General features: G+C 64.3%; 10 protein-coding genes. 4 read left to right on the top strand and 6 right to left on the bottom strand.

Annotated features, from left to right (window positions below; translation table 11 throughout):
• Nucleotides 1–18: 18 nt before the first annotated feature.
• The 3 genes from ACCD07_RS25975 to ACCD07_RS25965 all read right to left on the bottom strand — a co-directional run bounded on the left by ACCD07_RS25975 (nucleotide 19) and on the right by ACCD07_RS25965 (nucleotide 6,622).
• A complete protein-coding gene (locus ACCD07_RS25975; RefSeq protein ID WP_176650125.1) occupies nucleotides 19–2,223 on the bottom strand; it encodes an EAL domain-containing protein in 2,205 nt (734 codons plus the stop codon).
• 42 nt (nucleotides 2,224–2,265) lie between these two features.
• Nucleotides 2,266–4,764, bottom strand: coding sequence for an ATP-binding protein (locus ACCD07_RS25970; RefSeq protein ID WP_413449001.1), 2,499 nt, complete (start codon nucleotides 4,762–4,764; stop codon nucleotides 2,266–2,268).
• A gap of 211 nt (nucleotides 4,765–4,975) precedes the next feature.
• Nucleotides 4,976–6,622, bottom strand: a complete 1,647-nt coding sequence (locus tag ACCD07_RS25965) for a SulP family inorganic anion transporter (protein WP_413449000.1) — start codon at nucleotides 6,620–6,622, stop codon at nucleotides 4,976–4,978.
• Between the two features lie 283 nt (nucleotides 6,623–6,905).
• On the opposite strand from ACCD07_RS25965, the gene ACCD07_RS25960 reads away from it, so the two are divergent.
• On the top strand, nucleotides 6,906–8,201 hold the full coding sequence (locus ACCD07_RS25960; RefSeq protein WP_413448999.1) for a porin: 1,296 nt from the start codon (nucleotides 6,906–6,908) through the stop codon (nucleotides 8,199–8,201).
• 44 nt (nucleotides 8,202–8,245) lie between these two features.
• Here ACCD07_RS25960 and ACCD07_RS25955 read toward each other — a convergent pair whose 3' ends face one another.
• Nucleotides 8,246–8,803 (bottom strand): hypothetical protein, encoded by a 558-nt coding sequence (locus tag ACCD07_RS25955; protein WP_413448998.1) that lies wholly within the window; start codon nucleotides 8,801–8,803, stop codon nucleotides 8,246–8,248.
• An 828-nt stretch (nucleotides 8,804–9,631) separates the two neighbouring features.
• Here ACCD07_RS25955 and ACCD07_RS25950 point away from each other — a divergent pair.
• Nucleotides 9,632–11,392, top strand: a complete 1,761-nt coding sequence (locus tag ACCD07_RS25950; protein WP_413448997.1) for a fibronectin type III domain-containing protein — start codon at nucleotides 9,632–9,634, stop codon at nucleotides 11,390–11,392.
• 1 nt (nucleotide 11,393) lies between these two features.
• On the opposite strand, the gene ACCD07_RS25945 is transcribed toward ACCD07_RS25950, so the two are convergent.
• A complete protein-coding gene (locus ACCD07_RS25945; RefSeq protein WP_413448996.1) occupies nucleotides 11,394–11,966 on the bottom strand; it encodes a TetR/AcrR family transcriptional regulator in 573 nt (190 codons plus the stop codon).
• Nucleotides 11,967–12,052: 86 nt separating this feature from the next.
• On the opposite strand from ACCD07_RS25945, the gene ACCD07_RS25940 reads away from it, so the two are divergent.
• A complete protein-coding gene (locus ACCD07_RS25940; protein ID WP_413448995.1) occupies nucleotides 12,053–13,189 on the top strand; it encodes a thiolase family protein in 1,137 nt (378 codons plus the stop codon).
• Here the strand turns inward: ACCD07_RS25940 and ACCD07_RS25935 are convergent.
• Nucleotides 13,186–14,661 carry a GGDEF domain-containing protein gene (locus ACCD07_RS25935; RefSeq protein ID WP_413448994.1) on the bottom strand — a complete coding sequence of 492 codons (1,476 nt, stop codon included), beginning with the start codon at nucleotides 14,659–14,661 and terminating at the stop codon, nucleotides 13,186–13,188. The genes ACCD07_RS25940 and ACCD07_RS25935 overlap by 4 nt on opposite strands.
• Nucleotides 14,662–14,874: 213 nt before the next feature.
• On the opposite strand from ACCD07_RS25935, the gene ACCD07_RS25930 reads away from it, so the two are divergent.
• Nucleotides 14,875–15,873 (top strand): SDR family oxidoreductase, encoded by a 999-nt coding sequence (locus ACCD07_RS25930; protein ID WP_353404953.1) that lies wholly within the window; start codon nucleotides 14,875–14,877, stop codon nucleotides 15,871–15,873.
• The last annotated feature ends 3 nt before the right edge of the window (nucleotides 15,874–15,876 follow it).

Below are 15,876 nucleotides of genomic sequence, written 5' to 3'. Positions count from 1 at the left end.
TCCAGGGGGATGGGTTGATTACATGTCCAGCAGATTGCGGTGTTCGCGCAGCAGCGCGGTAAATGCCTCGGCGTTGACCGGACGGCTGAAATAATAGCCCTGCATTTCGTCGCAACCGCGTTCGGTCAGGAACTGCACCTGCTCGCGGGTTTCGACACCCTCCGCGATCACGCGCATGTTCAGGTTGTGCGCCAGCGAGATGACCGACAGCGCGATCGCGGCATCGTTGGCGTTGGTGGTCACGTCGTCGACAAACGATTTGTCGATCTTCAGCACGTCGATCGGGAAGCGCTTCAAATAACTCAGGCTCGAATAGCCGGTACCGAAGTCGTCCAGCGAAATGTTGACGCCGATGTCCTTCAGCCGGCGCAGCGCCGCCACCGCCTTGTTCGGATCGCCCATCACCGTGCCTTCGGTGATCTCCAGGCCCAGGTAACCGGGCGCGATGCCGAACTTGCGCAGCGTGCTTTCCACGTACGGCACGGTGGCGTCGTTGGCGAACTGGCCCGCCGCCAGGTTGACGGCCACCTTGATGTCGCCCAGACCCTGGTCATGCCACACCTTGATCTGCGCGCACACCGTCTCCAGCACCCATTCGCCGATCGAATTGACCAGGCCATATTCCTCGGCCAGCGGAATGAAACGGTTCGGCGGCACCTTGCCCAGCACCGCGTTATCCCAGCGCAGCAGCGCCTCGGCGCCGACCATGTTGCCGGTCTTGAGGCACATCTGCGGCTGGTAGTGCACCTCGAATTCGTCGCGCGCGATGGCGCCGCGCAGCTGGCCCTGGATCGCCAGCTTGTCGCGGATCTCCGCGTCCATGCGCTCGGTGAAGAAGGCGTAGTTGTCGCGGCCGATCTCCTTGGCGCGGAACAGCGCCGTGTCGCCGTTGCGCACCAGTTCATCGAAGCTGTCGCCGTCGGTCAGGCTGACGGCGATGCCGATGCTGGAGGTGACGGTGATCTGCTGGCCGTCGATCACCAGCTCCTTGCGCAGGCCGGCCAGGATCTTCTGCGCCAGCGCCATGGTCGCGCCCAGCTGGGCGTCGTCCGCCACGATGATCTGGAATTCGTCGCCGCCCTGGCGGGTCACGGTGTCGCCCTCGCGCACGGTGTCGCTGAGGAAGCGCGACACCACCTGCAGCGCCTTGTCGCCGACGTCGTGGCCGTAGGAGTCGTTGATGCTCTTGAAGCGGTCCAGGTCCAGGCACATCACGGCCACGCAGCGGTTTTCGCGGCGGGCGGCGGCCAGCGTCTGGTCGAAGCGCTGGCGCGCGAGCAGGCGGTTCGGCAGGCCGGTCAGCGCGTCGTGGTTGGACAGGAAGTCGATCAGGTGCTGCTCCGCCTTGCGCTCGGTGATGTCCATGAACACAGCCACGTGATTGGTCACGTGGCCTTCGTCGTCCTTGACCACCGAGGCGCTCAGCAGGCCAGGATAGATGTCGCCGTTCTTGCGGCGCGCCAGGATCTCGCCGGACCAGTGGCCGGTCTTGATCATGGACCTCACCATCAGCTCGAAGGACTTGGCGTCCGGATCGCCGGCGTGCAGCAGGGCCACGCTCTGCCCCACCACTTCCTCGGCGCTGTAGCCGGAAATCTGCGTGAAGGCCGGATTGGTGGCGACGATGCGCGCCTCGCGGTCGGTGACCACGATGGCGTCTTGCGTGGCCTCGAACACCTGGCTGGCCAGGCGCAGGAACTCTTCGTTGGCGCGGCGCTGTTCGATTTCCTTTTCCAGCGACCGGGTCAGCGCTTCCAGCTCGGTGGTGCGCTCGGCCACGCGCTGTTCAAGCGAGGCGCGTTCGGCGGCCAGCGCCTGCTGGGCGCGGCCCAGCTTGACGTGGGCGTCGGTGCGGGCCAGGATTTCCTCGGCCTGGAACGGCTTGGCGATGAAATCGACCGCGCCCAGCGCAAAGCCGCGCACCTTGTCGTCGGTGTCGTGCTGCGCCGACAGGAAGATCACCGGCACCTGGCTCAGCTCCGGCGACGCTTTCAGGCGCCGGCACACCTCGAAGCCGTCGATGCCGGGCATGCGGATGTCGAGCAGGATCAACTCCGGCGGGCGCGATTGCGCCGTCCACAGGGCCAGCTCGCCGTTGGGCGCCTGGCGCACGTAGTAGCCCGCTTCGGTCAGCAGGTCGCTCAGCAGTTTGAGCGAGGCCGGCGTGTCCTCCACGATCAGCACTTCGCCCTTGGTGTGTTGGTCCGACAAATCCCGGTGCATTAAAAGCTCTCTCGCCGTATCAGTGCCATTATCATATACCTGTCAGGCTTGCGCCTCCAGTTCGTTTCCCGCCTCATCCAGCAGCGCGCACAGCTGCGGATACTGGTGCAGCCGTATCATGTGCTCGAAGCGTTCGACCACGCCCGCCAGTTCGTCCGGCAAGGGTTCCAGCAGCAGCGCCACGCGGCTCAGGTTCAGTTCCTGTAGCGCGGTTTTCAGCTCCTGGCGCAACTCCGGCGCCAGCCGCGCCAGGTCGGCGCCGGACAGCGGCTGCGGCAGGTTCTGGCGCGAACTCTGATGGCGGCGCACGAACTGCAGCCCCAGCTGCTGTTCCAGCACCACGTACAGCTGCTCCTGCTCCACCGGCTTGCGCATGAATTCATCGGCGCCGGCGTTCAGCGCTTCCTCGCGTTCCTCGGCAAAGGCCGACGCCGTCAGCACCACGATGCGCGGTTGCGGCCCGGTGGCGTTGGCGCGGATCTGGCGGGTGGCGGACAGGCCGTCCATGGTCGGCATGCGCCAGTCCATGAACACCAGGTCCGGCTGCCAGACGTCGATCATCGCCAGCGCCTGGGCGCCGTCGCCGACCGTGGCCACCTCGAAGCCCAGGGGCTTGAGCAGGCTGTCCAGCAGCGCCGCGCCGTCCGCGTTGTCGTCGGCCACCAGGATGCGGCGGCCGCGCTGCGGCGGCGCCAGCGCCGTCACCTGCTCGTCGTCCTCGCCGTCGGCCAGCGCGCTGTCGGCCACCTGCACCGCGATGGTGAACTGGAAGGTGGCGCCGGCGCCCACCGTCGACTGCACCGACAGGTCGCCGCCCATCAGCTGCACGAATTCGCGCGAGATGGTCAGGCCCAGCCCCGTGCCCTCGTTCGCGCCCGGCCCCTCGGCCTGGATGAACGGCTCGAAGATGCGCGCCTGGTCTTCCAGCGAGATGCCGGGGCCGTTGTCGATGACGGCGAACGCCACCTGGCACTGGGCGCCGTTCGGTACATTGCGCATGATGCCGCGCACCCGCAGCGTGACCTTGCCCTGGCCGGTGAACTTGACCGCGTTCGACATCAGGTTAAGCAGTACCTGGCGCAGCTTGGTGCCGTCGACGCGGGCGCCGGCCGGCAGCCCGGCGCTGTCCAGCTCCAGCTCGACGCCGGTCTGGCCGGCGCGCATGCTGACCATGTCCATCACTTCCTGCAGCATGTCGTCCAGGCTGAGCACTTCCGTTTGCAGCACGGCGCGCCCGGCCTCGATCTTGGACAGCTCCAGGATGTCGTTGATCAGTGTGAGCAGGTGCTGGCCGGAGCGGTGGATGATGGCCAGGTTGCGCTTCTCCTCCGGCAGCATGTTCTTCGAGTCGGCCATCAGGCGCGAGAAGCCGATGACCGAATTGAGCGGCGTGCGCAACTCGTGGCTCATATTGGCCAGGAAGATGCTCTTGGCCTGGTTGGCGGCCTGCGCCTGGCGCACCGCCACCGACAGCGCGTTGGTGCGTTCGGCCACCAGGTCCTCCAGGTGGATGCGGTGGCGGCGCAGCTCCTGCTCGGCCACGCGGCTGGCGGTGACGTCGTAGTTGACGCCGACCATGCGCGCCGGATGGCCCTCGGCGTCGCGGAAGATCATGGCGTCGGCCTTGATGTGATGCACCGAGCCGTCGGCCCAGACCACGCGGAACTCGACGTCGAATTCGGCCGTGCCGTCCAGCGCCTGGCGCAGCAGGGCCTCGGTCGGAATCGCGTCGTCCGGATGCATCAGCTGGCGCCACAGCTCGAGCGGCTGCTCGACCTTGCGGCCCTCGATGCCGTGCAGCCGGTACATCTGCTCGTCCCACACCACCTCGCCGGTGACGATGTTCCAGTCCCAGATGCCGATCGCCGCCGCGCTGGAGGCGATCTGCAGCCGCTCCTCGCTGGCGTGCATGGCGACGTAGCGGCTGTCCATCAGGCCGACCATGTCGCGGATCGAGGCGCTCAGGGTTTTCAGCTCGCCGAAGAACCAGTCGCTGGACGGCAGCGCGACCGTGCTGTGGCCGGCCTTGACGTTGGCGGCGTAGCGCTCGATGGTGGTCAGCGGCTTCAGGATCAGCTGCCACAGCAGCAGGTAAAGGCTGAGCACCAGCGTCACGTCCAGTACGAAGATCATGCCGGCGATGGTGTACAGGCGCTGGCGCAACTGCTCGATCAGCACCGCCGGCGAGGCGTACACGGTGATGGTGCCGATGTTCTGGCCGCCGGCGACGATGGCGCGCGTCTCCGACAGCAGCTCCGGACTTTCCGGCACGCGGGCAGCGGCGACCAGCTGCGCCTTGTCGTTACGGGTCAGGATGAAGGGTTGGCGGCTGGCGGCCGGCGCCACCGCGCTGGCATACAGGTCGCGGTTGCTCAAGCCGCTCTTCATGATGGTGACGATCTGGGTTTCGTCGAAATTCCAGGCCGGCAGCGCGACGGCGGAAGCCAGCTCGTCGGCGCTGTTGGCCAGCGTCTTGTGCAGCTGCTCCCAGCGCTGGGCGCGCTCGACCTGGTAGAAATACAGCGCGAACGTGGTCAGCACCAGCGTGACGACTGCGGTCAGTGTGACGCTGACAAATACGGCAATAGAAACTCTGCCTGCACGGCGAGCGAGTCGGTCCAACATCGGAAAACCATTCTTTGGGGTTAGTCTGCGTGGCTGCGACTTAAATCATAGGTTCAAACCGACCGGAAGTCCATGGATTTTATTGCCCAAAAGGATTTAATTTCAGGATTGGCAATATTTTGCACGATCAAGCAACATCCTTGGCAGGATGCAAATGGTCGAAGGCCATCGCGGTGCTTAAAAACAGCTGGCCGTTGAGTTGCTGCAGCAGCGTGCTTTGACGCAAGCGGTCCAATACCGGCCCCTTCACTTCGGCCAGGTGCAGGCCGATATTGCGCCGTTTCATGCGATCGTTCAATTCCGACAGCGCGAACAGCGCGGTGGTGTCGATCGAGCTGACCGCCGTCATCACCAGCACCAGGTGGCGCGCGCTCGGATGGGTGGCCAGTTCGGACTCGATGCGCTCGGAGACCGCTTCGACGTTGCCGAAGAACAGGTTGGCGTCGATGCGCAGCATCAGCAGTTCCGGCTGGGTTTCGGCCGGATAGCGCTCGATATTGCGGAAATGCTCGCTGCCGGCGATGCGGCCCAGCACCGCGATGTGCGGTCGGCTGGCGCGCCAGATCAGCGTGCCCATCGACAGCGCCACGCCGATCACCACGCCCGCCTCCACACCCAGCGCCAGTACGCCGAGGCAGGTCGCGCCCCAGGCCAGCGCGTCGCCGCGGTCGTAGCGCCAGGCGGTGCGCAGGATATCCAGTTCCAGCATGCCCAGCACGGCGACGATGATGGTCGCGGCCAGGGTCGGCAACGGCAGCAGCGCCAGCCAGCCGGTCGGCGCCAGCAGCGCGCAGGCCAACAGCGCGGCCGTGACCAGACTGGCCAGCGGCGTGTTGGCGCCGGCGGCGAAATTGACGGCGGAGCGCGACAGGCTGCCCGTCACCGGAAAGCCGCCCGACAGTGCGCTGGCCACATTGGCCGCGCCCAGGCCGATCAGCTCATGGTTGCTGACCAGTTTCTCGTTGCGCTTGAGCGCCAGCGACTGCGCCGCCGACATCGACATCAGGAACACGATGAAACCGATCAGCAGGCCCGGCTGCACCAGCGCCTTCCAATGCGCGCTGGACGTGGCCAGGTTCAGATGTGGCAGTCCGGCCGGCACTGCGCCGGTGGTGCGCACGCCCATCTCGGGCAGGCCGGTGGCGGCCATCAGCACGATGGCGCCCAGCACCACCACCATCGGCGCCAGCTTGGCGGCGATATCGGCCACCGTCGCCGGCACGCCGCAGCGCTTCAGCAGACCGGTCAGATACTGCCGGGCCAACACCAGCAACAGCAGCGAGCCGACGCCCAGCTCCGCACTGGGCAGGTGGATATGCGGCAGGTCGCCACCCAGCAGGATGTGCAGCTGGTCGAAGGCGATGACGATGGCCGAGCCGACGGTAAAGCCGCTCATCACGGGACGGGAAAAGAAATTGGCCAGGAAGCCCATGCGCAGCAAGCCGCACAGCAGCAGCGCCACGCCGGACACCAGCGCCAGCTGCGCCGCCAGCACCGAAGCCAGCGCCGATCCGGCCGGCGCCAGCGGGCCGATGACGGCGGCCGTCATCAGCGAAACGATGGCCATCGGGCCGACCGACTGGGTCATGCTGCTGCCGAACAGCGCGTAGACGATGGGCGGCAAGATGCTGGCGTAGATGCCGACCACCGGCGGCAGTCCCGCCACCAGCGCGTACGCCATGCCCTGCGGGATCATCATCATCGCCACCACCAGCCCGGCGCTGATATCGCCAGGCAGCTGGGCGCGCCGGTAGTGCTTCAACCATTGCAGCATTTGTTCGTCCAGAGTACTAGAAATATCGCCAGTCTACGTCATCGGGCACGGGGCGGCCCAGCCCTTAGACGTTTTTTATTCTTATATATACGAAAATTGCATAAGTCCAAGTGCTGTCACGATAGCAAACCGCGCTTGTGTCTTTTTCACAACCCCAAATTTCCCGCCACGCGCGGCGTTCTGTACAAGTGGCGACAGCGCTGGCATATTGAGGAAACGTTCTAAATAGCACGAACGTTCGATCTTAAAAATCGAAAACAAAAATAAACACTACTGGAGACATATGAAAACAAAATTACTCGCCGGCATGATCGCGGCATGTTGCGCCGCCCCTGCCCTGGCCCAGTCATCCGTGGTGATCTACGGGATAGCCGACGCCGGTTTGATGTACGTGAATAATGGCGGCAACGACGCCCGGACCAAACTGGTCAGCGGCATCGCCGACGGTTCCCGCCTCGGCTTCAAGGGTGCGGAAGACATGGGCGACGGCTACAAGGCCGTCTTCAACCTGGAGATGCGCGTCCAGCTCGACAATGGCAGCAATCAGGCGGGCAATTTGTCCAGCAACCAAGGTTACGCCCTGACCAAAGGCTTGAACTTCACCGTGCCGGCCGCCGCAGGAGGCGCCGCCACCGCGGCCAAACTGCTGGCTGGCGTGCAAGGCGCGCTGCAGCCCGCGATCAACGTCAACCTCAACGGCGCCATTTTCGACCGCACATCGATGGTGGGCCTGGTGACGCCGGCCGGCGCCATCCTGCTCGGACGGATGTACACACCCGACTATGAAGTGCTGGCCAACGCCGACGTGTTCGAAACCGGCACAGCCGGTGGCTGGGGCGGCATCGTCGGCGGCACCGGCGGCTTGCTGACCGCGGGCGTGGCGATCCGTTCCGACAAATCAATACAATACCGTGTGCAATCGCCGAAGGGCATCAGTGCCGCGCTGATGTACGGCACCGAGAACTCGGGCTATATCGGCATGGACAAACGCTCCTGGGGCGCCAACCTGTTCTATAAGGCGAACGGGCTGGATGTCGGCCTCGGTTACAACCATGGCAGCGATCAACTTGGCAATCGCGGCCTGATCACCACCACGCTGGGCGGCTCCTACAAGATCGGCAACTGGAAACTGTTCGCCGGCTACCATCAGCAGCGCAACGACAACTCGGTGATCATCCTGTACGCCGATGCCGCCCTGGCCCCGGCCTTCGCCGCCTTCGGCCCGGCCCTCGGCCCGGTGCTGGCGGGCCAACTGCACAGCACGCTCGCACGCACTTTCTACCTGAACGCCGCCAGCACTCAGGTCGGCTTCCACTACCAGACGGGCGCCGGGCGCGTCATGGCTTCGGTGGCGCGCCAGCACGACAGGACTGCTTCCGGCAGCGACGCCACCCAGTTCGCCCTGGGCTACGACCACAACCTGTCCAAGCGCACCGATTTGTACATGGTGGCGGCCTACATCAGGAATCAGGGCGATGGCCAGTATGCGATTGGCGCCGCCAGCGCCTCGGGCGGATTTACCTCCAAACCGGGAGAGGCCAGCAAAGGAATCCAGGTCGGCATGCGCCATCGATTCTGACGCGGCGGCGGCCCCAGCTGCGTAGCGGGCAGCTGGGGCATCGGTTACCAGGCCTTTTCCTCACGATCTGCAACCCTGCGGGTGGTCCGGTCCAGGCGCCCGCGGATGTAGCGCAGGTGCAGGATCGGGTAGATATTGACGAGCACTTGAGCGAAGGAAAAGCAGGCCACAAAGCCCCACCTTCCGCTTAGCGCAACCACAGCGATAAACGGTGTGAACAGAACGGTAGCCCAGAAATGTGCGGCTTCCGACGACTCGATCTGACGACGAAGCTTCACGACATCTCCACGCTGCTGAGCAAGATATACACCGGCGTTCAGGTAGCGTAGCGGCGTGTGGCGCAGCATTCTGCCAAAGCCGGGAACGCGAAGCCGGCGGAGGATGTCGCCTTTCTGCTCCCAGGAGCGAAGCTGGTAAAGCGCGCCAGGCATTCTTAGTGCATACAGCGGCTCGGCAATTTTAGCGATGCCGAGAAAGTAGAACATCAGAAGTAATGCAAGCCACGGCGACGTAATGCCAATGACCGTACTCAGCAATGCGAACGACGCGCCAAAGACCAGCACGACTGACAACAGGAGCAGCGCATGAAGCCAGGCACGCATGTGATGTTCCTCGTATGGTTACGGGATGCCAGCCTCCCTTGCCCCCAATCTGGCGCCATCAAATTGGACTTTCCCGCACCCTGTCCCGATGACACGACGATTTGACTATGTCACTGCGGAGAAAATATCCCTCGCACTTTTGACCAGGGCGGCTTTTGGCGCCGCGGCAGGTCTCAGAACGGCCTTACTCTATGGCATTCCTGGTCCACTTACAACGAAAGTCTTTGGCCGTGACCACCGGCTGACGCGTTCAGAGATTCCTGGAATTGCGGCTGGGCTAGACCGAAGAAATTTTGTGCGTGTGGACTAGCAACCGAGCATCTATTGCCTTGATTAAGTCCTATGATCACTTTTCCGCTTCAAATTTTTCTTTCACGAGCGGCAGGAAACGCTCAACCACAAACCATCGAGTGAGCCCGCAATCTCCACATACAACGACTCGATACCTGGCCCCATGGAGGAATCCAACCGGGAGTAGCTCGCTACCCGGAACGATTTCTTTTGAAAAATGCTCATTACTGCCACATTCCGTACAGGATTTCCCAACTGCCATCGCTTATCTCCATAGTTATCAGGTAGCCATGCAGGCCGCCGCTGGCCTGCGGTTTGTCTCAATAGCAAGAATAACATCTTGCCTAAACGAAAAATGCGCGGATTGTCACCGCTTGCTTGACGGTCAATGCTGCGGCACGAACAGACATCCTCCTTGCAAGTATTGCGGCGGCGAGACAGTAGAAATACTGTGTTTTATGCCACGTTAATCGTTTTCTAATACTATCGGATGGCCGCCATCGTTGCGGCCCATCACACGATAACAGGAGACCTCGAATGACGAATATCGTTAGGCAGTCCCGTATCTGCAGCATTCTCGTGACCTCGATGCTGGCCGCCTGCCAGCATGCGATGCCACTGGCAACGGCCATGGCGGCCCCCATCACCCTGCCGTCCTACAACGTAGATCCCGCGCAAAGCTCGGTTTCCGGGCTGTCGTCCGGTGCGTTCATGGCGGCGCAAATGCATGTGGCTTACTCGGCCACCTTCAAGGCCGGCGCCGGTGTCGTCGCCGGCGGACCTTTCTATTGCGCGCAGGGTTCGGTGGTCACAGCGACCGGCCCCTGCATGGCAGCCACCAGCACCAGCAAGCCGGCAACCTCCAGTCTGATATCGACCACCAACAGCTGGGCCAGCCAGGGACTGATCGACGCCACCAGCAACCTGGCCAACTCCAAGGTCTACCTGTACTCGGGCTCGATCGACAGCACCGTCAAGCAGCTGGTGATGAACGAGGCCAACACCTACTATCAGAACTACATCAGCAGCGCCAACATCTTCTACAAGAACAACGTGGCCTCGGAACACGCGATGGTCACCGACTACTTCGGCAGCGCCTGCAGCACCAAGGCCAGTCCCTACATCAACAACTGCAATTTCGACCTGGCCGGGGAAATCCTCAAATGGATCTACGGCACGCTGAACGCGAAGAACACCGGCACCCTGGGCGGCAGCTTCGTCGAGTTCAACCAGACCGAATTCATCGCCAACCCGACCACGCACGGCATGGCCGCCAGCGGCTGGGCTTATGTGCCGGCCAACTGCGGCGCCGGCCAGCAGTGCAAGGTGCACGTGGTGCTGCACGGCTGCCAGCAGGATCCGACCAAGATCCAGGACCAGTACTACCGCAACACCGGCTATAACAAATGGGCCGACACCAACAACATCGTGGTGCTGTATCCGCAGACGGCGCCCAGCAGCACCGGCAATCCAAACGGTTGCTGGGACTGGTGGGGCTACGACGATGCCAACTACGCGAAAAAGAGCGGACGCCAGATGGCCGCGGTCAAGGCCATGGTCGACCGTGTGACCAGCGGCTTTGCCGCCCTGCCCGCGCCCACCGGCCTGCAGGTGACGGGCGTGACCAACAGTTCGATTGCATTGGCATGGAGCGGCGTGACGGGGGCGGCGGGATATGACGTGTACCGTGGCGGCGCCAAGGTCAACACCGCACTGGTGGCGGGCACCGCCTACACCGACAGCGGACTGGCGGCAGGCACCAGCTACAGCTACACCGTCAAGGCGGTGACGTCGGGAGGTTCCAGCAGCACGGCCTCGTCGGCGGTCAGCGGCACCACCAGCGGCAGCCCGCCGCCACTGACCACGCCGACCGGCTTGAACGTCAGCGGCACCACCGCCAGCAGCGTCTCGCTGGCGTGGAGCGCGGCTTCCGGCGCCAGCGGCTATCACGTGTACCGCAACGGCGGCAAGGTCACGGCCAGCCCGGTCAGCGCCACCACCTACACCGATACCGGCCTGGCGGCCAGCACCAGCTACAGCTATACGGTGACGTCCTATGCGGCGGGGAATGAGAGCGCGCCGTCGTCGGCGGTGACGGGCACCACGCTGTCCGGCTTCACGTGCAGCGCGACGACGTCGTCGAACTATGCGCACGTGACGGCGGGCCGCGCGGTCAACAGCGGCGGCTATGCGCTGGCCAAGGGCTCGAACCAGAACATGGGGCTGAACAACACCTTCTACACCACCACGCTGGCGCAGACCTCGGCCGGTTACTACATCATCGGCAACTGCCCGTAAGCTAGGCTCCTGCGGGCAGCGATTGCTGCACCGCCCGCAGGATTTCCGCCGACAGCGCTTCGTCGTCGACGGCGCGCGCCAGCACGATGGCGCCGACCATCGAGGCGTAGGTGGCCAGGGACTGACGGCGCCTTTCCGCGTCGTCGGCACCCGGCATCAGCTTTTCCAGTATCGCCATCTGCCCGACTGCCCCTTCAGTCAGCGCATGACGCGCCTTGGGCCCGAGGCGTGCGATGTCCGCTCCAAGCGCGGTGACCGAGCAGCCCTTTTCCGGATGCTCGCAATGCTGCCTGGTCAGGTAGCCGTCGCTGATTTTCTCCAGCGCGGTATCGCGCCCTTCGGCCAGATATCCTTCCCAGCGCTGCACCGATTTTTTCAGCGCATGCGCGGCGGCCTCGGCCAGCAAGTCTTCCTTGGAGTCGAAATGGCCGTAGAAGCCGCCATGCGTCAGGCCGGCGCTCTTCATCAGATCGGCCACGCCGATGCCGTCGTAGCCCTTTTCACGGAACAGCCGCGCGGCCGTTTCGATGATGCGCTCGCGGTTGAGCGCCACTTGCTCCCTGCTGACTTTCATAGTCATCTCCTCCTGAATCCCTGTTGACATTATACATTACGAGCGTAATATATCAATCATTGCGATCATCATTTAAAGGAGTCATCATGAAAGCCGTTATCAGCGCCTATGCCCGTTCGCCCTTCCATTTCGCCCGCAAGGGCAAGCTGGCCGAGGTCCGCCCCGACGACCTTGGCGCGCAGGTGGTCAAGGGCTTGATGGAGCGCACCGGCCTCGACCCGGCATTGCTGGACGACGTCATCCTCGGTTGCGCCTATCCCGAATCCTCGCAGGGCAACAACCTGGCGCGCATCGTGTCGCTGCTGGCCGGCTTCCCGCACCAGGTCAGCGGCATGACGGTCAACCGCTTCTGCGGCTCGTCGATGTCGGCCATCCACATCGCCGCCGCGCAGATCGAGGCCGGCCTGGGAGAAGCCTATCTGTGCGTCGGCATCGAATCGATGACGATGGTGCCGCAGGGCGGCTTCAACTTCTCACCCAATCCCGCGCTGCTGGCCGAAACCGACGCCTACATCAGCATGGGCGACACCGCCGAAAACGTGGCCCGCAAATACGAGGTGTCGCGCGCCGACCAGGAACTGCTGGCCTTCCAGTCGCACCAGAAGGCCGCCGCGGCCCGCGCCGAGGGCTTGCTGAAGGATGAAATCGTGCCGATCGCCACCGCAAGCGGCGAAGTGATCGCCGAAGACGGCTGCATCCGTCCGGGCACCACGGTGGAAGCGCTGGCGTCATTGAAGCCGGTGTTCGATCCCGAGCATGGCGTGGTCACGGCCGGCACCTCGTCGCCGCTGACGGACGGCGCCTCGGCGGTGCTGGTCACCAGCGAGGCTTTCGCCCGCAAGCACGGCCTGAAGCCGAGCGCGCGCATCGTCGCGATGGCGGCGGTGGGATGCGACCCGGCGCTGATGGGCATCGGCCCGATTCCGGCCACGCAAAAGGCGCTGAAGATCGCCGGCCTGCAGGCCAGCGACATCGATGTGGCGGAGATCAACGAGGCGTTCGCATCGCAGGCGCTGGCCTGCGTGCGCGAACTGGGGATCAAGCCGGAAGTGTTGAATATCGATGGCGGCGGCATGGCCATCGGCCACCCGCTGGGGGCGACCGGCGCCCGCATCACCGGCAAGGCGGCGTCGCTGCTGGAGCGTACCGGCGGCCGCTACGCGCTGGCCGCCCAGTGCATCGGCGGCGGCCAGGGTATCGCGACCATCATGGAAAGGATTTAAGCCGGCTCGATGAGGTTACGGCCCGCGCGCTTGGCGCGGTGCAGCGCCGCGTCGACCCGGTCCAGCACCGTGGCGCTGCCCTCGTCCGCACCGACCTGGGCGATGCCCAGGCTGACGTTGACGGCGGCCTTGCTCGGCAAGTCTGCGTCGGCGATGGCGGCGCGCAGCTTCTCGGCCAGGCGCATGGCGTCGGCTGCGCCGGTGTGGGTGGCGACGATCATGAATTCGTCACCGCGCATGCGTGCCAGCAGGTCCGAGGTGCGCAGGCGTTCCTTGACGATGTCGGCCACCGCGCGCAGCGTCTGCTCGCCGACCGGGGAACCGTATAAATCGTTTTCGGAATGGAAGGCGGCGACCTCGAACGACAGCACGGCCAGCGGCAAGGCGTAGCGGCGCGCGCGGCGGATTTCATTGTCAAGGAAGTCTTCGCCGGCGCGGCGGTTGGAGGCGCCGGTGAGCTTGTCGATGGTGCTCATCAGCGAGATCTGGCCGTTCAACTCGTCGTTCCGATGCTTCAATTCGCTCATGCCAAGGCCGAAGCTGACAAACTGCGCCAGGCTGGAGAAGCAGGCGAACTGCTCGCGCGAGAACACGATGTGGCGGTCGAACATCAGGCAGATCGCGCCCATCTCGGGGCTGCCCGGCTCGGCGCGCAGCGGCAGCGCCAGCACCATGTGCACGGCGCGGTCGTGCAGCGTCATGGCCAGTTCCGGGTTGCCGGATTTTTCCGGCGCGTCCAGCAGCACCATCTCGCCGCGCGCCACGGCCAGCAGCGGCGGGAAGATGTCGCGCAGCGGCGATTGCAGCAGGCGGTCGCGCCGCTGCAGCAAGCGCGCCAGATCGAGGTGGTTGCGCGATTCCTGCGCCACCAGTTGCAGGTCGCCGCGCTCCTTCATATGCAGCAGCGACGTGTGGCGCACGCCGGGGAAATTGCACAGCGCCAGGCAGATCTGCCCCGCCATGGCGTCGATATTGTCGATGTTGGCCAGCGCGCGCTGCAGGCTGCGCTGCACGCCCAGCAGGTCGCGCAATTCCTTTTCCTTGTCCAGCAATTGCTGCTGCATGAAGGCGGCTGAATCTTCCGGCTGGGCCAGCGCCTGCGCGACGGCTTGCTGCAACTCGTCGTTCAGCACCGGACAGATGCGGTAGTCGAACTGGCCGTAGGCCATCAGCTCCGGCAGCCACGCAGTGTGCTCGTAGGCGCACAGCACCAGCACCGGCGCGCCGGCGTGGGCGCGGATCAGCGCACCGACACCGGACAATTCGCTCATCTGCTCATAGCCGTTCAAGTCCAGCACCAGCAGGTCGACCTGGCGCTTGGCCAGCGCGGCGGCCGCCGCGTCGACGCTGTCGGTCAGCGCCAGCTGCGCGAACATCTCGCCGCAACAGGCTTGAAACTCCGAGCGGCGCTCGCCGCTGGCATTGAAAAATACACCTGTGCTGCTACTGGCACGGCCCTGAACATCCGCCATATTTGTTGCTCCCGCGTATTTCTGTATTTGATGAAAACGTCCCCTTCCGCTAGTGTGCCATAAAGTTCATAATTAGCAATATTTTTTGTATTAAAGATCAGTTTATTGCCCGGCAAACTTGTTTGCGTCGCAAATTAATCATATGTGAACGAGCGCACCGTCATGGAAGCGCGCGGCGCGAATACTGTTCCTTCGCAGTCGAGGAGAACAATCATGCCAAACAGCAAGAACCAGAGCGATGCGGGCGCCATGCAGCGCGAGATCCAGCAGCGCCAGGACCAGTCCGACCAGCGCGCCCGGCAGGAACCGCGCGCCAGCCAGATCGGCGAGCGCCAGGGACCGGTGCAGACCACGCAACACGACTATCCCGGCACGCCGCTGCCGGAGCAGCATCTCGAAAAACCCGGCATCGAGGCGCAGATGCAGCTCAAGCCGGAGTTCCTGGCGCCGGACTACTGCGGCAGCGGCAAGCTGGCCGGCATGGCGGCCATCATCACCGGCGGCGACTCCGGCATCGGCCGCGCGGTGGCGGTGCTGTATGCGCGCGAAGGCGCCGACGTGGCCATCATCTATCTTGACGAAGACGAGGACGCCAACGAAACCAAGCGCTACGTGGAGGCCGAGGGCCAGAGCTGCATGCTGCTGCGCGGCGACGTGCGCGACGCGGCCTTCTGCCGCGACGCCGTCGAGCAGGTGCACGAGCGCTACGGCCGGCTCGATATCCTGGTCAACAACGCGGCCTTCCAGGAGCATGCGGAAAAGCTCGCCGACCTGACCGAGGACCGTTTCGACCTGACCATGAAGACCAACGTCTACGGCTACTTCCACATGGCCAAGGCGGTGCTGCCGTATCTGAAGCGCGGCGCCTCCATCATCAACACCGGCTCGGTCACCGGGTTGAAAGGCTCGAAGCACCTGCTGGACTACTCGACCACCAAAGGGGCGATCCACGCGTTCACGATGTCGCTGGCATCGAACCTGCTGGAGCAAGGCATACGGGTGAACGCGATCGCGCCGGGGCCGGTGTGGACGCCGCTCAATCCCGCCGACGCGCCGGCCGAGAAGGTGGCTCAGTTCGGCCAGGACACCGACATGCGCCGGCCCGCGCAGCCGCAGGAGCTGTCGCCGGCCTACGTGTTCCTGGCGGCGCCCTGCTGCTCCAGCTATATCAGCGGCATCGTGCTGCCGGTGACCGGCTCAGTCGGCGAGTAGGCC

Source organism: Duganella sp. Dugasp56, from assembly GCF_047304105.1.
Taxonomy (GTDB): domain Bacteria; phylum Pseudomonadota; class Gammaproteobacteria; order Burkholderiales; family Burkholderiaceae_D; genus Rugamonas; species Rugamonas hordei.
This window is presented reverse-complemented; position numbering and strand designations above follow the sequence as displayed.